The organism is Helicobacter apodemus, from assembly GCF_000765745.2.
Classification (GTDB): Bacteria; Campylobacterota; Campylobacteria; order Campylobacterales; family Helicobacteraceae; genus Helicobacter_D; species Helicobacter_D apodemus.
The window spans coordinates 64336-83252 of record NZ_JRPC02000003.1 but is presented as its reverse complement, the minus strand read 5'-3'; the positions used below and the strand labels follow the sequence as shown (position 1 = coordinate 83252).

Genomic DNA, 18917 nt, shown 5'->3' with positions numbered 1-18917 from the left:
GAGAATGTTAATGTCTAATCCGGTTAGAATGTGTATTGTTTGTAGGGGTAGATTTTTAAAATCCCAATTAATACGTTTGCAATATAAAGAGGGAGAACTTATCAAATTTAGTGGCGTAGGAAGGAGTTTTTATGTGTGTAGAGATTGTGTAGATAACAATAGAATTGTTGATTGCATTATAAAAACTTGTAAGATTGACAAAGGGTTGAAAAAAATTTTAAAACAATCATTAAAGGAGATTTTTGTATATGGATAAAATCCGTATTAGTCAGATTGCCAAAGAAATTGGGAAAACAAGCAAAGAAATAATCCAAAAAGCTCAAGAGCTAGGTTTTGAAGTAAAAACTGCTTCTAGTAGTGTAACTGCTACACAAGCTGAAGAATTATATAATTATATTTTATCAGGAAAAAGTGTTGAGAGAGCTCAAGAGGAAGTTAAAAAAGAGACTAAACAAACAGCCGCTAAAAAAAGTAATTCTTTAAAAGAAACTCCTATTATAGAAGTTAAAGAAAGTAAGAATACTATTAAAAAAGTTAAAGAAAAGAAAAAACAAATTTCTGAAATATCTACACAAGAGGTTGAGGAGAAATTAGATAAACCTAATAATGTTATTGAAGAGTTACATTTAGACTTTACTCAAGATAATCCAGCTATTAAACGAACAGGGTTAAGGATCGTTAAAAAGCGGGATATTAAAGAAGAGTTACCAAAAGTAGAGAAAAAGAAAGAAGTAACGGGTAAGACTTTGCAGGATTTGCTTGGAAATTTAGATGAGAGTTTTTCTAAAAGGGAAAAGAAAAAGAAAAAAGATAAACCCCTTGTGATGAAAAAAAACCAGCAAAAAATAGATTTATTAGATAATAGAGAATTTCATACTTCAAGTGATGATGAGGAAGATGAGGGCATCATTTTATTTGATTTAAGTGTGCAAGATGAAGTAGATATTGATGAAGAGGAGAATGAAAAAAAGGTAGCTACTGATAGAATCAAAGTTCAAAGACATAATCCTTTTATGGAGCAAGGCACAACAAGACGATCAAGCCGTAAAAAAGCACCAAAACCTCAAAAAGTAGAAGAATCCATTAGTGGAGTTGTTAGAGTCCCAGAGGAGATTAGGGCTTATGAATTTGCAGAGAAAATTAAACGTTCTACGGGTGAAGTTATTAAAGTGCTTTTTAGTCTTGGAATGATGATTACTAAAAATGATTTTTTAGAAAAAGATGCTATTGAAATTTTAGCTGAAGAGTTTGGTGTTGAAATTGAAATTATTAATACCGCGGATGAATTAGATTATACACAGCTCCACGATGATGAGGACAAAGAAGAGCATTTAGAGCCTAGAGCACCAGTAGTTACGATTATGGGGCATGTTGATCATGGAAAAACTTCTTTATTAGATGTGATTAGGAATACAAAAGTAGTTTCTGGTGAAGCAGGCGGCATTACACAACATATTGGTGCTTATACAATCACCAAAGGAGGGAAGCAAATCACTTTTATTGATACTCCCGGACACGAGGCTTTTAGTGAGATGCGTTCTCGTGGAGCACAAATTACAGATATTGCTATTATTGTCATTGCAGCTGATGATGGGGTAAAGCCGCAAACTATTGAAGCACTTAATCACGCCAAAGCCGCTAATGCTTGTATTATTATTGCGATTAATAAGATTGATAAACCTGATGCTAATCCTGATAAGGTTAAAGCAGAAGCGGCGGAATTAGGATTTACTCCGCTTGAATGGGGGGGAGACTATGAGTTTGTGCATATTTCCGCTAAGAGTGGAGAGGGTATTGATGATTTGTTAGAAATTATCTTATTGCAAGCAGAAATTTTGGATTTAAAGGCTAATCCTCATAGAGCCGCTCGTGCAGTCGTTATTGAAAGTAGCTTAGAGAAGGGCAAGGGTCCTGTAGCGACTTTAATTATTCAAAATGGGATTTTAAAAGTTGGTGATAGTATCATTGCAGATACGGCATTTGGGAGAGTAAGGGCTATTAGTGATGATAATGGCAAAAATGTTACGAATCTTTTGCCATCTGGGGTTGGAGTAATTACGGGATTCAATGAAGTGCCTCCAGCAGGTTCTATTTTGCTCGTGGTGGCTAATGATAATATTGCAAGAGAGTATGCACAAAAACGTTTAGCACATTTGCGACAAAAAGAGTTTTCTCATTCTACAAAGGTTTCTTTTGATGAATTAAGCACTATGGTAGCACTTGGGCAATTAAAAAATCTTCCCGTTATTGTTAAAGCCGATACACAAGGAAGTTTAGAAGCTATTAAAGGAAGTTTAGAAAAGCTTCAAAATGAAGAGGTAAAAGTTAATATTGTTCATAAAGGTGTAGGAGGAATTACAGAGGGTGATGTAACTTTGGCTGCTGCTAGTGCAAATTCTATTATTTTGGGATTTAATGTGAGACCAACTGGAAGTGTAAAAAATAAAGCCAAAGAATTAGGAGTTGAGATTAAAACTTATTCTATTATTTATGCACTTATTGATGATATTAAAGCATTATTAGGAGGGCTTCTCTCTCCTGTGCTTGAAGAAGAAAATACTGGGGAAGCTGAAGTTAGAGAGACTTTTAATATCGCAAAAGTTGGGACTATTGCGGGCTGTTTTGTAACAGATGGTGTTATTCAAAAAGGTATTAAAGTGCGATTAATTCGTAATGGAGTGGTAATACATAATGGCAATATTCTTTCCCTTAAACGTTTTAAAGATGATGTAAGAGAGGTGGCTAAAGGTTTTGAATGCGGGATTGTTTTAGAAAATTATAATGATATTCAAGTAGGCGACGTCTTTGAAACTTATAAGGAAGTGGAAAAACAAAGGACCTTATAAATGAAAAACATTAAATTAGAACGAATCCAATCTCTCTTAAAAGAGCTTATTCCCTCTGCTTTAGCGAATTTAGAGGATACAAGATTAAATAATCTTAGTGTGTTAGAGGTAAAATGTTCTAGAGGAAAGTATTTCGCACAAGTTTTTTTAGATCCTTCTTTTATCACACAAGAGGAAAAAAAAGTTATTCTTCACCAGCTAAAAAAAGCAAGAAATATTATCAAAGGATATTGCTTAGAAGAGAGTGGTTGGTTTCGTTGTCCAGATTTTAACTTTGTTTTTGATGATTCTTTAGAAAAAGAAATGCGTCTTGATAGGATTTTTCAAGCTTTACAAGAAGAGAGGAATATAAAGCACGGAGACAAAGCAAGAGGGTTAGATTTAGGAGCATTAGAGTAATGATAAGCTCGGATTTAGAGGCAAAAATTTCTATTTTAATCCAAAGTTTGGGTTGTGAGCTATATGATATGGCTATTATCAATGAAAATAATCATAAAATCTTACGCGTTTATATTTCTAAAAAGCCCTCTGTTAGTCTTGAGGATTGTCAAGAGATTAGTCTTGCCCTCTCACCGCTTTTAGATGTAGAAATGCCAAATTTTGAGAATTATTTTTTGGAAGTTAGCTCACCGGGAATTGAACGCATTTTAAAGACATTAACACATTTTCAAGGTGCTATTGGTGAGCTTGTGAAAGTTAAAATGCTTGATAAGAGGGAATTTAAAGGTAAATTAGTAGAGGTTTATGAGGATTCTATAAAGCTTGAAAGTGGGCAGAGTATCCCTATAGAAGCCATCAAAAAAGCACAAACTTATTTTCTATGGTAGATTCTTTTTATCTTGATTTGGCGATTAAAAAAGCTTGGGATTATCAGTGTCAAACTTTGCCAAATCCTGCTGTTGGGGCTGTTATCTTGGATAAGTTTGGGGCGATTTTAAGCATTCAAGCTCACAAAGTTGCAGGTGAGCCGCACGCTGAGGTTTTAGCATTGCAAGAATCTTATTATCGCCTAAGCGGAGATTCTTCAATTTTTAATCTTTTTCAATCTCAAGAGATTCATCAATTTCTTTTAGAAAATGCTAAGGATTATTTCAAGGATATAACCCTTTATGTTACTTTAGAACCTTGCATACATCGTGGAAAAACTCCCTCTTGTGCAGAACTTTTAAAATTATTAGGGATTAAAAAAATCATTATTGGGACACAGGATTGTAATAAAGAGGCTAAAGGAGGGGCTAACGCACTTAAAAGTTGTGGAGTGCAAGTTGTAAAGGCTTGGGAGGAAAAAGAGCTTTTGAGGGCTTATGAATATTCTAAGGCATTATTAATTCCTTTTAGTAGTCTGCAAAGCAAAGGGAGTTTTATCCTTTTTAAATATGCTAGTCGTTTAGATGGCAGTATTGATGGAGGGCAAATTAGCTCTAAAGCTGCACAAAGTTTTATGCATAATTTAAGGACAAGAGTAGATACCCTTCTAATTTCTGGTAAAAGTGTGCGTTTAGATAATCCTATACTTGATTGCAGGTATGCAACCTTAAAGGATAAAAGACCGCCTTGTGTAACAATCTTAACGCATTTAAGAGATTTTCCTAAAAAAGCTCCTTTATTTTCTGTTCCTAAGAGAGAAGTAAAAATACTCCATAAGATAGAAAAGTTTGAAGGTTTTGTGATGTGTGAGGGGGGAGCAGACTTGTTTAAGACTTTGATCCCCCAAATTGATATGGTATTGTTTTTTCTAAATCCTTCTATGCAGAGTGATTTTCAGCTTCATATGCAACTTCAAGCTAATTTTAGGATTTTGTATTCACAACAAATTGGGGATGATTTAATATTATGGCTTCAGCCTTTTAGGGATTAGAAAATCTTATAAAGGGAATTTGCCTCTGCCATCCAATTTTCTAATTCCTCCCATTTTTGGCTGTTAATTAACTCTTTTGCAAAGTTTATTTCTTTTTGGAAGTATTCTAAGGATTTTAAAATTTCTTCACGATTTTGTTTAGAAATATCACTCCACATTTTAGGAGAACTCTTAGCGATTCGCACCATACTTTTAAATCCTCCGCCTGCTAGGGTTAGTATATCTTTTGGGTTTTGTTGGGATAGCACGGTATTTGCTAGGGCATAACTAATGATATGCGGTAAATGGCTAATGAAAGCAGCGTGGTTATCGTGTGATTTTGAATCCATTTTGATAATATTCATTTTCAAAGTAATGAATATTTCTTTTGCCATTGAAATTTGAAATTCTCCGCTTTGTTCTAAATCTGTTAAAACTATGATATGATGGGGCAAAAGGTCTTTAAATGCTGCCTTTGGTCCAAAATTTTCTGTCCCACTCATAGGATGAGCACAGATAAAATTTTTGCGAATACTTGGGGGGATATTTTGGGATATTAAATATTTTGTGCTACCTAAATCAATAATTGTGGTATGTGGGGATACGCCAATGAGTTGAGGAAGAATCTCTAAGATAGCTTCTACGGGTGTTGCAAGAAAAATAACATCGCATTGCTTGATTTTTTCTAATTCTACACCTTCATCAATTAAGCCTAAAGACAGGGCTTGTTGTAAATGAATCTCGTTGTTATCTAACCCCACAATCCTTTTAAACATTGCACTTTCTTTTAGTGCTAATCCTAAAGAACCACCAATTAACCCTAGACCAATAATTCCTGCTTGCATTTATCCTCATTTAAAGTTTTTTGAAAATTATATATTTATTTGCTTTAGTTTTGGTAGGTTTAATGTCAAAATAGGGTATAATTGGAGCTTTAATATTAATTTTGCTATTTAAAGTTGCGAGGTTTTATCATTAATGAAAGCTCTTAAATCATTTTTATTGGGATTAGTTGGCTCTTGTGCTTTGGCTGTTGGTGCTGAATTGCCTATTATCAAAGAGGTGCGTTATGATGGGCTAAATTATATTTCTCCCCTTATTGCTAATGAGATTGCTAAAGTGCAAATTGGTAAAACGCTTGATATTCAAAGGATTAATCAATCTATTCTTGATTTTTATAAGCAGGGATATTTTAAAGATATTTGGGCTACAGAAGAGGATGGGATTTTGGTTTTTCATTTTGTTGAAAAGCCTGTTATTGCAAGTTTAATTATTAGTGGTTATGGAGCAGGTAAAGATCAAGCTGTTATTAATAAAGAAATAGGACTAAAAAAGGGTGATGTTTATGATGAAATGAAAATTAATGCTACAAAGAAACGCATTATTGAAATGCTTGAAAAACAAGGCCGCTATGATACTATAATAGAATCAAAAATTGAAGAAATTAGCCAAAATGCTCTTAAAGTAACATTGGAGATTAATCAGGGTGAAGAAATTATTATTCGTAAAGCTAACTATTATGGGAGAAAAAATCTTAAGGTATCTCGTATTGAAGCTTCAACTGCTAATAAAGAAAGAGATTTTTTAGGTTGGATGTGGGGGTTTAATAGTGGTAAGTTGCAAATTAATGAGATTGAGACAGATTCGCTTAGGATTCAAGATCTTTATTTGCAAAAGGGTTATTTAGATGCTAAAGTTAGCCAGCCTTTTTTAAGGACGGATTTTACAATCTATGATGCAGAGTTAGATTATTATATTGAAGAGGGCAAACCTTATAAGGTTTCTGGTATTGATATTGTTCAAGAAGAAATGGTAATTGATGATGAGGAGCTTTATAGTGCTATTAAAACTAAGCAAAAAAAAGTTTTTAATATTTCTACAATGCGTAAAGATGCGGAAACTTTGAAATATAAAGTTGGGGATTTAGGGTATGCTTTTGCTCGTGTTACTCCTGATTTGGATAAAGATGTAGAAAAGTCTGAAGTTCGTATTGTCTATTATATTCAACCTGGAAAAAAGGTAAAAGTTAATGATGTTATTATTTCTGGTAATTCTAAAACTTTGGATAGAGTAATTCGTAGAAATATCCTCTTAGCACCCGGTGATCAATATAATATGACAAAAATTACACGTTCTAAAAATTCTATTATGCGTTCAGGTGGTTTTGATGATATTCAAATTGAGGAGAAACGGATTGATGAGGAAAACATTGATTTGCTTGTTAAAGTAAAAGAAGCTAAAACAGGTGAATTTAGTTTTGGTGTAGGTTATGGTAGCTATGATGGTATTATGGGGAGTGCTTCGATTAAAGATAGAAATATTTTTGGGACAGGCTTAACGGCTGGTATTTATCTTGATAAAAGTCAAATTTCTACTTCTTATCGTTTTAATATCTATAATCCTGCAGTTCTAGATAGTAATTATAGTCTCTCAACAGATGTTTATCAAAGTCAATATGATAACTTTGATTATAAAGAAAAAACAAGAGGTTTTAGTCTTGTTGGGGGAAGAAGGATTACTGATACTTTAGAGACAACCTTGGGCTATATGTATCAACAATCAGAGCTTTCAAGTTTTAGCAATTCTTTTTATTTGAATTATTATCGCGGAAAATATACTAAGTCTTCCATAATACCGGGTGTATATTATGATAATACAGATTCTTACTTTTTTCCTAAAAATGGTTGGAAGGCTAATGCAAGTTTAGAATATGCAGGAGTTGGTGGTGATGCAGAGTTTTTGAAGTATTTTGGTAATTTGTATTTTTTTAAAAACTTAGAGGATTTGATAGATGTAGATTTGACCTTTAGATTCCGCTCTAAGTTAGGATATATTCAAGATAATGGTTATGTTCCTTTAAATGAGAGGTTTTATTTAGGGGGGATAAATTCGCTTAGGGGTTATCAAACCAATTCTATTAGCCCAAGGGATAGATTTGGCACAAGGATTGGTGCCAACAAAACTTCTTATAGTTCAGTGGAGCTTAGTTATGGATTGTTTGAAACAGTGCCTATGCGTTTGAGTGTATTTTATGATTATGGTATGCTTGGAAAAAATGATATCACTCAAATACGAAGAAGTTCTACAGGTATTGCTTTAGAATGGATTTCACCAATTGGTGCGATTACTTTTATTATTCCTAAGGCACTTGATAATAAACCCGGAGATAACACTTCATCGTTTGAATTTACAATGGGACAGAGATTTTAATTATGCAGATAAAAAATAGAGATAGTGTAAAAATAAAACTCCCTAGAGTTAGCCCTAAAGAGATTTTAGATTTGATGCAAAATACTTCTTTAAAAGAGCTAGGAGAAAGAGCTTTTGCTATTAAAAAACAATTGCATCCTGATAATATCACGAGTTTTATTGTAGATAGGAATATTAATTATACGAATATCTGTTGGGTGGATTGTAAGTTTTGTGCGTTTAAACGTAGAATCAATGAAGCAGATATTTATATTTTAAGTTTTGATGAGATTGATCAAAAAATTGATGAATTGCTTGCTATTGGTGGGACACAGATATTGTTTCAAGGTGGGGTTCATCCGAGTTTAAAAATAGAGTGGTATGAAGATTTACTCTTGCATATTACTCAAAAATATCCACAAATAACTGTGCATGGGTTTTCTGCTATTGAGATTAATTATATTGCAAAAATTTCAAGAATCTCTATTTTGGAAGTTTTAGAACGTTTGAAAAAATGCGGTCTTGCTTCTATACCAGGGGCGGGAGCGGAAATATTAAGTGATAGGGTACGTGATATTATCGCACCTAAAAAGTTGGATTCTGATGAATGGATAGAAGTTCATAGGCAAGCTCATAAAATTGGTATGAAAAGCACCGCTACAATGATGTTTGGAAGTGTAGAGAGTGATGAGGATATTATAGAGCATTGGCAGAGGATTAGGGATTTACAAGATGAGACTAATGGATTTAGAGCTTTTATTTTATGGAGTTTTCAACCAGCCTTTACGCCTTTACAAAAAGAGTTTCCTCATTTGCATAAAGCTTCTTCTAATCGGTATTTAAGACTTTTAGCTTGTAGTAGGATTTTTTTGGATAATTTTGCTAATATCCAAAGTAGTTGGGTTACACAAGGTTCTTATATCGGGCAATTAGCCTTGTTATTTGGTGCTAATGATTTAGGCAGCACAATGATGGAAGAAAATGTAGTGGCTGCAGCAGGAGCTAAAAATTCTATGAATCAAAATGAAATGATAAGTTTAATTAAAGATATTGGGGAGATTCCCGCAAAACGCAATACGGCTTATGATATTTTGGAGTGTTTTTCGTGAGGGTTTTTTTACACATTTTTTTATTTTTACTTGGAATAAAAGGATTTTTAATGGCAGCTGAATTAAAGAATGTTGAAATAAAGGGTGTGGATATTCCCATTATTTATGAGCAAAATATCCAACTTCCTTTGTTTTATGTGCAAATTATTTTTAAAGGTGCAGGAGGGATTAGTAATAAAGGGCTTTATGGATTATCGGATTTAACAAGTAGCATTTTAAATGAAGGGACTAAAGAATTGGGGGTTACGAAATTTTCTCAAAAATTAGAAGAAAAGGCTCTTTCTTTAGAGGTTGAGAGTAGATTTGAAACGATGAGTTTTACTTTAAGTGGTATGAAAAAGGAAAGTCAGGCTGGATTTAGACTCTTAAAGTCTTTACTCCAAGATCCAAATTTCACACAAGTTACTTTAGAGAAAGTAAAAGAAACTGCGCTAACTTCTCTTTTAGAAAAAGAAAGTGATTTTGACTACCAAGCCAATCGTGCTTTGAATGCCATGATTTTTAAGGATTCTCTCTTAGAATACCCATTAAGTGGGACAAAGGAATCTATTCAAAAAATTACTTTAAAAAATATTCAAGATTTCTATCAAACTTTCATTAATTTAAAATCAGCGATCGTTATTGCAGGAGGGGATATTGACTTTTTAACAATTACACAAAGCCTAAATGATGTTTTAGGGGGTTTGCCTGAAGGTAAAGAAGTGCAAATTAAGCCTATCAAAGTTCATCGAGATGAAGGGTATAAACGGCAAGTTAAAGATACCAAACAAGCTTATATTTATTTTGGTGCTCCTTTAGAGGTTAAAGATATTCAAAAAGAAATTGCAAGGGTTAAAGTTGCCTCTTTTGTTTTAGGTGGAAGTGGTTTTGGTAGTCGCATGATGGAAGAAATTCGTGTTAAACGCGGATTAGCTTATTCTGCAGTTATGCACTTAAATGCTGGCCAAACAATTTCTTATGCACAAGGCTATTTGCAAACAAGTATTGATAATGAAAAAGAGGCTAAGAGTATTGTTAGAGAAGTTATAAAGGAATTTATACAAAAGGGGATTACACAACAAGAATTACAAGAAGCTAAACAATATTTATTAGGTAGTGAGCCATTGCGTAATGAAACACTCTCGCAAAGATTAAATGCTGCTTTTAATAATTATTATAGAGGCTTGCCTCTTGATTTTAATCATAAAGTTTTACAAGAAATTGCAAACCTTAAACTTGAGGATGTCAATGCTTATATTAAAAATCACCAAGAGATTTCTGCCTTAACCTTTTCTGTTGTGAGTGCGGATTAATTGGAGATACCAGAGAGTATTAAAAAGTTAGGTATTCAAACCTTTTTTGGATTTGTGCTTCATTTTACCCCTAAAGGTTATACCAATAGTTATTTATCCCAAACTTTAGAGGCAAATACCCAAGTGGTGTTAAAAATAGAGGTGTTAAAATATTTTTCTTATAAAGCCGCTAAGGTGCTTTGTTATGCTTCTTTGTTTGATAGAGAAATAGAGCTTGTTATTTTTAATCCAAAGCCTTATCATAAAAATATATTCATTCCAGGTGAGTATCTAATAATCAGTGGCAAAATACAAAAAAATGGTGGATGTTATACGCTTATTCAGCCAAAAATATTAAAATCTTTAGAGGGGATTTTTCCAAATTTTGGCACAAGGGGGACTCAAGAAAGCTTGTTGCGTGATTTTTCTAAAAATATTTCTTTGCAATCTTTGCAAAGTTTTTACCCAAGGATTCCTGTAAAATATTTAAAAGCTTTATTAATGATTTATCAACCTAATCTTGATTTCTTTGAATCTTTTCAAAAACAAGGAGGATTTTTTGGGGATTTTTTAGATGCTTTGAAGTTTGTAGAGATTTATGAATATATGCGGAAGTTAAAAACTAAAAAGAGGGAATTTCAAAGTTTAAAGTCTCTGCAAGGAGAGATTGAAGGTTGGATAGATTCTTTGCCTTTTAAATTAACTTTAGGTCAGATGAAGGCTATTTATGAAATTAAACAATCTCTTGCTAGTAACAAAGCTGCAAGAAGGGTTATTATAGGGGATGTTGGGTGTGGAAAGACTCTAGTTATTTTTGCTTCAGTGCTAATGGCATATCCTAACAAGAGTTTATTAATGGCCCCAACTTCTATATTAGCTAGACAAATCTATGAGGAGTCTCAAAAGTTTCTACCTCCTTTTATCAAAGTTGCTCTATTTACTCAAGGTGCTAAAGAAGGGGATTTGCATACTAGTGATTTTCTTATTGGCAGTCACGCACTTTTATACCAGGATTTGCAAGATTATTCTTTAGTGATGATTGATGAACAGCATCGTTTTGGAACTGCACAACGTAACACTTTAGAGAGAAAATTTGAGAAAGACTTGAAACGTCCTCATATTTTGCAATTTTCTGCAACTCCTATTCCTAGAACTTTGGCAATGGTTCAGTCAAATTTTTTAGATTTTAGTTTTATAGAAGATTTTCCTTATAAAAAGGATATTGATTCAGAGATTATTCATAAGCAAGATTTTAAAAAACTTTTAGCCCATATCCATAAAGAAATTGTTAAAGGGTATCAGATTATTATTGTGTATCCTCTGGTGGAGGAGGGTAAAGATGCAGATTATGTCCCTCTAAAGGAGGGAGAAATATTTTGGAAAAAACATTTTCAAGGGGTGTATGTTACCTATGGCAAGGATAAAGCTAAAGAGTTGGTGTTAGAAGAATTTAGAGATAAGGGAAATATTTTACTCGCAACAACGCTCATAGAAGTGGGAATTTCTTTGCCTAAACTTTCTACTATTGTAATTGTAGGTGCAGAACGTTTAGGGTTAGCAACTTTGCATCAATTAAGGGGCAGAGTTAGTCGTAATGGATTAAAAGGTTATTGTTTTTTATATACCAATAAAGATAAAATAGAACGTTTAGAGAGGTTTTGCCAAATACAAAATGGGTTTGAAATTGCTAAGTTAGATTTGCAATATAGAAATAGTGGGGATTTATTAAATGGCGAGCAACAAAGCGGAAAACAATTTCTTTGGATAAGTTTAAGCTCTGATGAATCGATTATAAAAATAGCTAAAGAGAGTTTGGGTGGGTGAGAGTTAAGGGTTTAAGTATAGCTTCTTAGAGCTCTTCTTTGGTTTATTTGAGTATATTTATTAAAATTTACATTCTTTAAAGAAAAAGTTTATTATAATCCAAGCACTAAGATTCTATATATTTAGGGCTTGATTTATGAGATATTTTGGACTTTTAATAATATCTGTATTTTTTAATATTTTTGCTTTTGCCTCCCCTTTTGGCAATAAACTTATTGTTCCAATTGTTGAAATGGATGAAGATTCTCAACATTATGCTTATGTTCCAGCTTTTGACTTAAAAGTAGGTGAGAGTGGTGAGATTATTCGTTGGTTTAATAAAGATCGTTCTGGAATTGTAGCTAAAGCTGCAGTTATTGAAATTAAAGACAATAAAGCAAAAATTGCTTTTGAATCTTTTAAGGGTTTTGAACAAAAGGCATTCCCAATACCCCTTTTAACTCCACAAAAGGGTGATGAGGTAATTTTTAGAGCTTTTAATGATAGAGCTTTTCTTATTGCTCCTACCCAAGAAATTTATGAGAAGATTAATGCTGCTTATCCTGATGTAACTTGGCTTCATCCTGATTTGTTTGCTGCTTATTTAATGGACATTGGACATACTGCACCTGTTAAAGGAGATTTTAGGCAAATATGTTTGCAATATGCTACTGGTGTCGTATATTTAGTTAATCTTAATGAAGGGCAAGTTTTAGATTGTCAAACCTTTAGTGTGCTAAAGAAAGATTATATCACTGGGAGAGCACCCATTCAAGAGAGAGTCCTTCCCTTTTATTCACGTATAGGGGATGTAAATAGTAATTGGTTTTCTTATATTATTAATGATGTTAAAACTCAAGATTATTATTTGTATTTTGATGCACTTTTAAAAGGTGAGATTAAGGATGAGGATGCAACATTTTTTGGACGCATTACTAATTATTTCACTCAAAGTATTAAGAATATCTTTTAAGGTTTAAAATGACACAAGAGCAGATTAGGGATTTAAGGGCTATTGTTGGAGAGGAAGATTGTTTTGATGATAAAGCTCACTTAAGTGCTTATTGTTATGACGCAACAAGAGAAAGAAAATATCCTGAATGTGTCGTGTTTCCTCATAATGAAGAAGAGGTGAGTAAAATTGTAAAATACTGCAATGATTATAAAATCCCTATTGTTCCACGTGGTGCTGGTAGTGGATTTACGGGAGGGGCATTAGCAGTTGGTGGCGGTGTAGTTTTAGCCTTAGAAAAGCATATGAATCAAATTTTAGAAATTGATATGGAGAATATGGTAGCAAGAGTGCAACCTGGTGTTGTTAATATGCAACTTCAAAAGGCAGTAGAGGCAGTAGGATTGTTTTATCCGCCCGATCCTGCAAGTGAGCATTATTCTACCTTAGGGGGTAATGTAAGTGAAAATGCAGGAGGTATGCGAGCTGCTAAATATGGTATTACAAAAGATTTTGTAATGGCTTTGCGGGCAGTTTTGCCTAATGGAGATATTATAAGGGCAGGTAAAAAGACTATTAAAGATGTGGCGGGTTATAATATTGCTGGGATTCTTATTGCTAGTGAAGGAACTTTAGGGGTTATTACAGAAATTACTTTGAAGCTTTTAAGTAAGCCAAAATATAGCAAAAGTGCTATGGGTGTCTTCCCAAGTATTAAATCTGCAATGAATGCGGTTTATAAAACAATGGCAAGTGGTGTTACGCCTGTAGCTATGGAATTTTTAGATAATCTTACTATTAAAGCTGTGGAGGAGAAATTCCATAAGGGCTTACCAAAAGAAGCAGGGGCAATCCTTATAACAGAGGTAGATGCTAATTTAGAAGAAGAAATTACTCGCCAAATTACAAAGATACAAGAAAAATTTTATGAAAATGGAGCAAATGATTTTATTATCGCAAAGAATGAGGAAGAATCTGTAAAATTATGGTTTGCTAGAAAGAATGCAAGCCCTAGTATTAGTATCTATGGGAGCAAGAAACTTAATGAGGATATTACCGTTCCTCGCTCTAAACTTCCCGAGCTTTTAGAGAGAATTGCTGAAGTTTCTAAAAAATATAATGTCCTTATTCCGTGTTTTGGTCATACTGGGGATGGCAATGTGCATACTAATGTGATGGTGGATGGCACAAAAGAAGAAGAAGTTAAAAGGGGTTATGAAGCTATTGAAGAGATTTTTAAAATTACCATTGAGCTTGGTGGCACATTAAGTGGAGAGCACGGCATTGGTCTTTCAAAGGCACCTTTTATGAAACTTGCTTTCACGCAAGAAGAGATGGATTTATTCCGAGCTATTAAAAAAGCTTTTGACCCTAATAATATATTAAATCCCGGAAAAATGGCATTATGAGTTTAAGATATAATATATTTATTTTTTAAGGATGTTCAATATGGTTTATGATGTGCAAAAAATTAGAGACATTCTTCCTCATCGTTATCCCTTATTGCTTGTAGATAGAATCACCTCCATTGCTTATAATAAGAACATTGAAGCTTATAAAAATATTACCATTAATGAGGAAATTTTTAATGGGCATTTTCCTATACAACCTATTTATCCGGGTGTTTATATTATAGAGGGAATGGCGCAAGCAGGAGGTGTTTTAGCCTTTGTTAGTATGTTTGGTGAAGATTCTAATAACAAAGGCGATAAAATTGTATATTTTATGAGTATTGATAAGGCAAAATTTAGAAATCCTGTAAATCCGGGTGATAAGCTTGTTTATAAGCTTGAAGTGGTTAAGCAAAAGGGAGGTATTTGGGTTTTGCAAGGTTATGCTTATGTGGAAGATAAGCTTGTAGCAGAAGCGGAGCTTAAAGCAATGATTGTTGATAAGAACTCAAGAGAGGGTATAAAGTGAGTGTTGCAAAATCGGCTACTATCGCACCAACTGCCATTATAGAGGATGGTGCTGTTATTGGTGAGTATGTAGAGATAGGTCATTATTGCGTGATTGGTAAAGATGTAAGAATTGGGGATAATACAAAAATCTATAATCAAGTAACTATTGTAGGAAATACTACTTTAGGAAAAAATAACGAAATTTTTCCTAATGCAGTGTTAGGAACGAAACCTCAAGATCTTAAATACCATAATGAGCCTAATACACTTATTTTTGGGGATAATAACAAAATTCGTGAATTTACAATGATTAATCCTGGCACAGAGGGTGGAGGGAGTAAAACTATTATTGGGAATAATAATCTTCTTATGGCTTATGTGCATATAGCTCATGATTGTATTGTTGGAGATTCTTGTATTTTGGCTAATGGTGTTACCCTAGGTGGTCATATTATTATGGGGAGTCATATTAATATTGGTGGATTAACCCCTATTCACCAATTTTGCAAAATTGGAGATTATGCGATGGTGGCTGGAGCAAGTGCTTTATCTCAAGATATACCCCCCTTTTGTTTAGCAGAGGGAAATCGTGCGGTGATTCGAGGATTAAATTTACACCGCTTAAGAAAAAACTTTGAGCATCATCAAGTTGATAAGATTTATAATGTTTATAAGCGTTTATTTTTTGGGAATAAACCTATTAAAGAAATAGCACAAGAAATTTTAGAAGAAAATTATAAGGATGAAAATATTTTTAAAATGTGTGAGTTTATTATCCAATCAACGAGGGGAATCCCTTTTATAAGGAGGAATGATGAGTGAGAGAGTGTGTGATTTTTGTAAGTCTGAAGAAACACATAATAATCCTGTTATTTCAGGTAATAATGTTTGTATTTGTAAAAATTGTGTGATTGCCTCTTATAAAATACTTTTTGGTGAGAGTGATTTTAATCCTTATGTAGATACTGAAAGTATAAAGGAATTTGAAGAAAATATTACTTTACTTCCGCCAAAAGAGTTAAAAATTATTTTAGATGAGTATGTAATCGGACAAGACAAAGCCAAAAAAGTCTTTAGTGTTGCTGTTTATAATCATTATAAAAGGATTATGCAAAATATTGAAGATGATGATACAGAAATTGCTAAGTCTAATATTTTATTAATTGGTCCAACAGGCAGTGGAAAAACTCTAATGGCACAGACTTTAGCGAGATTTCTTAATATCCCTATAGCCATTTGTGATGCAACGAGTTTAACAGAGGCAGGATATGTTGGAGAGGATGTAGAAAATATTTTAACAAGACTTATTCAAGAAGCTAATGGAGATGTTCAAAAGGCACAAAAAGGAATTGTTTTTATTGATGAGATTGATAAAATCTCACGGCTTTCTGAGAATCGTTCTATTACTCGGGATGTTTCTGGAGAAGGAGTGCAACAAGCACTTTTGAAAATCATTGAAGGTAGTGTTGTTAATGTTCCTCCCAAAGGAGGTAGAAAACACCCTAATCAAGATTTTATCCAAATTGATACCAAAAATATTTTATTTATTTGTGCAGGTGCTTTTGATGGATTAAAAGATATTATAGAAAAAAGGATAGGTGGTAATACTTTGGGGTTTAATAACTGCATAAATTCTATACAACGAAGTGGAACAATTTTAGAATATGTAGAACCTGATGATTTAGTAAATTTTGGATTAATTCCTGAACTTATTGGGCGTTTGCATATGGTAGCTACCTTGCAAGATATTGACAAAGAAGCAATGATGAATATTTTACAAAAGCCAAAAAATGCTTTAGTTAAGCAATACCAAAAACTTTTTGCTTTAGATGGAGTTCAATTAACTTTTAAGTTAGAGGCTTTAGAAGAAATTGCTAATCTTGCCATAGAGCGTAAAACGGGTGCTAGGGGTTTGCGTGCCATTATGGAAGATGTGATGCTTGATATTATGTATGAATTGCCTGAATTAAAAGAATATGAGGTGGTAATTACTAAAGAGGTGATTTTAAAGAAAGCAAAACCTATGTTAGTTAAACACAAAAAAACAAATAAAAAAAGTGCCTAAATTTATTAAAAGAGAGAGAATATGTTGATAGATAAAATAATCGGTTGGTTTTCACATGATATTTCTATAGATCTTGGGACAGCAAACACTATTGTGCTTATCAAGGGTCAAGGTGTTATTATTAATGAACCTTCTGTGGTGGCTGTGCAAAATGATCGTTATGGTAAAAATAAAGTTTTAGCAGTTGGGCACGAAGCTAAAGAAATGGTTGGGAAAACACCAGGGAACATTTTAGCAGTTCGCCCTATGAAAGATGGCGTTATTGCAGATTTTGATATGACAGAGAAAATGCTTCGTTATTTTATTGAAAAAGCTCATAAAAGGAAGGCTTTAATGCGTCCTAGAATTATTGTGTGTGTGCCTTATGGGCTAACAGGGGTTGAAAGAAAGGCTGTAAGAGAATCGGCTATTAGTGCAGGTGCTAGAGAGGTATTTTTAATTGAAGAGCCTATGGCAGCAGCTATAGGTGCTGGACTACCCGTTAAAGAACCAAAAGGAAGTTTGGTTGTAGATATTGGAGGGGGGACGACAGAAATTGGAGTTATATCACTTGGTGGATTGGTAATTTCAAAATCTTTAAGAACGGCAGGAGATAAGCTAGATAATGCAGTTGTGGATTATGTGCGTCGTAAATATAGTTTGCTTATTGGGGATAGGACAGGAGAAGAGATAAAGATACAAATTGGTTCAGCTATTAGTCTTGATGAACCTCTTAATATGCAGGTTAAAGGGAGGGATCAAGTAAGTGGATTATTAAATACTATAGAACTAACAAGTGAAGATGTAAGAGAGGCTATGAAAGAACCCCTTAAGGAAATTTCTAATGCCTTAAAAGATGTATTAGAACAAATGCCCCCAGATTTAGCGGGAGATATTGTTGAAAATGGCATTGTTTTAACCGGTGGAGGGGCTTTGATTCGAGGTTTAGATAAATATCTTTCTGATATTGTCAAATTACCTGTTTATGTTGGTGATGAACCATTATTATGTGTTGCAAAAGGAACGGGAAAGGCTTTAGAGGAAATCGATGTTCTTCAGCAACTATCTTATGAGTAGTGAATGAAAAAAGTCTTTCTTTGGATTGTTTTTATTGCTGTTACGCTTTTTGTTTCTACAAAAATATCTAAAGAAATTCATTCAGAAGTCTTGCGTCTTAGCAGTGCTATTAAAATAGGAATCTTAAATATTAATAATAATATCATTAATACTATTACGCGTCATTTCCAGCAAGCGGAGCAAATCAAGTATTTAAACAATGAATTAAGAGATAAGCAACAAATTGAATACTTTTTTAATGCTTTAAATGTAGAATATAAAGAACTTTTAGAATCGGTTTCTTCAAGGTTACCAATAGATTTGCCAAATATTCATTTTGTTCGTAATATTTCGTATGTGGATATGAATAATTATGCAAAGATTTGGTTGCAATCTGATTTTGATAAGAAGCCTGATGATAAGCTTATATTTGGGCTTATACATAATAACGCTGTGGCGGGAATTGCCAAATTTGAAAATCATCGCCTTATAGGTTATTTAAATGGTGATGAGAAATGTACCTATAGCACGGTAATTGGTGAAAATAAAATACCTGGTATTGCAAAGTATGATGCTAATAAAGGCTTTATTGTGGATTATATCCCTCTTTTTCCTCCTGTGCAAATAGGAGATATTGTTTATACAAGCGGCTATGATAATATTTTTTATCCTGAAATTTTAGTGGGAGAAGTTCAGAGTGTAGAGTATAGGCAAGGTTATCAAGTTGCACTTATTAAACCCGCTTTGGATAAAGTTGCACGATTTTATTGGCTTATAGATATTCAAAACTATGATATAGAAATCGGGAATGAAGATTCGTAAATATAATTTTATAACTTTGAGTTACATAATAATTTTTTATAACTTAGTATTTTTTAAGCATAAAAGAGATAGATTTAATTTTACCAA

General features: G+C 33.2%; 17 protein-coding genes. 16 read left to right on the top strand and 1 reads right to left on the bottom strand.

Going from position 1 to position 18917, the window contains the following annotated elements; translation table 11 throughout:
• Positions 1-10 precede the first annotated feature (10 nt).
• The 5 genes from LS72_RS01790 to ribD are packed head-to-tail and all read left to right on the top strand — an operon-like array spanning position 11 to position 4704.
• A complete protein-coding gene (locus LS72_RS01790; protein WP_034554436.1) occupies positions 11-256 on the top strand; it encodes a DUF448 domain-containing protein in 246 nt (81 codons plus the stop codon).
• Entirely contained in the window at positions 249-2846 is a 2598-nt protein-coding gene (infB, locus tag LS72_RS01785) for a translation initiation factor IF-2 (protein WP_034554444.1), read from the top strand. The genes LS72_RS01790 and infB overlap by 8 nt, the downstream gene beginning before the upstream one ends.
• Positions 2847-3245 (top strand): 30S ribosome-binding factor RbfA, encoded by a 399-nt coding sequence (rbfA, locus tag LS72_RS01780; RefSeq protein WP_034554437.1) that lies wholly within the window; start codon positions 2847-2849, stop codon positions 3243-3245. It begins immediately after the preceding gene.
• Positions 3245-3673, top strand: coding sequence for a ribosome maturation factor RimP (gene rimP / locus LS72_RS01775; RefSeq protein ID WP_034554438.1), 429 nt, complete (start codon positions 3245-3247; stop codon positions 3671-3673). Before rbfA ends, rimP begins: the two co-directional genes overlap by 1 nt.
• On the top strand, positions 3667-4704 hold the full coding sequence (ribD, locus tag LS72_RS01770) for a bifunctional diaminohydroxyphosphoribosylaminopyrimidine deaminase/5-amino-6-(5-phosphoribosylamino)uracil reductase RibD (RefSeq protein ID WP_034554440.1): 1038 nt from the start codon (positions 3667-3669) through the stop codon (positions 4702-4704). Before rimP ends, ribD begins: the two co-directional genes overlap by 7 nt.
• Here ribD and LS72_RS01765 read toward each other — a convergent pair.
• Positions 4701-5528: a prephenate dehydrogenase gene (locus LS72_RS01765; protein ID WP_034554441.1), complete on the bottom strand. Its 828-nt coding sequence runs from the start codon at positions 5526-5528 to the stop codon at positions 4701-4703. The two genes, ribD and LS72_RS01765, sit on opposite strands and share 4 nt — an antisense overlap.
• Before the next feature lie 133 nt (positions 5529-5661).
• On the opposite strand from LS72_RS01765, the gene bamA reads away from it, so the two are divergent.
• The 11 genes from bamA to mreC all read left to right on the top strand — a co-directional run bounded on the left by bamA (position 5662) and on the right by mreC (position 18830).
• Positions 5662-7893 (top strand): outer membrane protein assembly factor BamA, encoded by a 2232-nt coding sequence (bamA, locus tag LS72_RS01760; protein ID WP_138154923.1) that lies wholly within the window; start codon positions 5662-5664, stop codon positions 7891-7893.
• A 2-nt stretch (positions 7894-7895) separates the two neighbouring features.
• A complete protein-coding gene (locus tag LS72_RS01755) occupies positions 7896-8981 on the top strand; it encodes a dehypoxanthine futalosine cyclase (RefSeq protein ID WP_052087249.1) in 1086 nt (361 codons plus the stop codon).
• Between the two features lie 50 nt (positions 8982-9031).
• Entirely contained in the window at positions 9032-10273 is a 1242-nt protein-coding gene (locus tag LS72_RS01750; protein WP_052087248.1) for a M16 family metallopeptidase, read from the top strand.
• On the top strand, positions 10274-12076 hold the full coding sequence (gene recG, locus LS72_RS01745) for an ATP-dependent DNA helicase RecG (protein WP_034553313.1): 1803 nt from the start codon (positions 10274-10276) through the stop codon (positions 12074-12076).
• 136 nt (positions 12077-12212) lie between these two features.
• The gene (locus LS72_RS01740) at positions 12213-13028 is read left to right on the top strand and encodes a plasminogen-binding N-terminal domain-containing protein (RefSeq protein WP_034553310.1); all 816 of its coding nucleotides are present in this window, start codon (positions 12213-12215) and stop codon (positions 13026-13028) included.
• A gap of 8 nt (positions 13029-13036) precedes the next feature.
• Entirely contained in the window at positions 13037-14416 is a 1380-nt protein-coding gene (gene glcD, locus LS72_RS01735; protein ID WP_034553308.1) for a glycolate oxidase subunit GlcD, read from the top strand.
• Between the two features lie 40 nt (positions 14417-14456).
• Positions 14457-14927 carry a 3-hydroxyacyl-ACP dehydratase FabZ gene (gene fabZ, locus LS72_RS01730; RefSeq protein ID WP_034553305.1) on the top strand — a complete coding sequence of 157 codons (471 nt, stop codon included), beginning with the start codon at positions 14457-14459 and terminating at the stop codon, positions 14925-14927.
• Positions 14924-15730: an acyl-ACP--UDP-N-acetylglucosamine O-acyltransferase gene (lpxA, locus tag LS72_RS01725; protein WP_034553302.1), complete on the top strand. Its 807-nt coding sequence runs from the start codon at positions 14924-14926 to the stop codon at positions 15728-15730. The genes fabZ and lpxA overlap by 4 nt, the downstream gene beginning before the upstream one ends.
• Positions 15723-16973 carry an ATP-dependent Clp protease ATP-binding subunit ClpX gene (gene clpX, locus LS72_RS01720; RefSeq protein WP_034553300.1) on the top strand — a complete coding sequence of 417 codons (1251 nt, stop codon included), beginning with the start codon at positions 15723-15725 and terminating at the stop codon, positions 16971-16973. Before lpxA ends, clpX begins: the two co-directional genes overlap by 8 nt.
• 21 nt (positions 16974-16994) lie before the next feature.
• Entirely contained in the window at positions 16995-18029 is a 1035-nt protein-coding gene (locus tag LS72_RS01715; protein WP_034553298.1) for a rod shape-determining protein, read from the top strand.
• A 3-nt stretch (positions 18030-18032) separates the two neighbouring features.
• Positions 18033-18830: a rod shape-determining protein MreC gene (gene mreC, locus LS72_RS01710; RefSeq protein ID WP_052087247.1), complete on the top strand. Its 798-nt coding sequence runs from the start codon at positions 18033-18035 to the stop codon at positions 18828-18830.
• Positions 18831-18917: the final 87 nt, after the last annotated feature.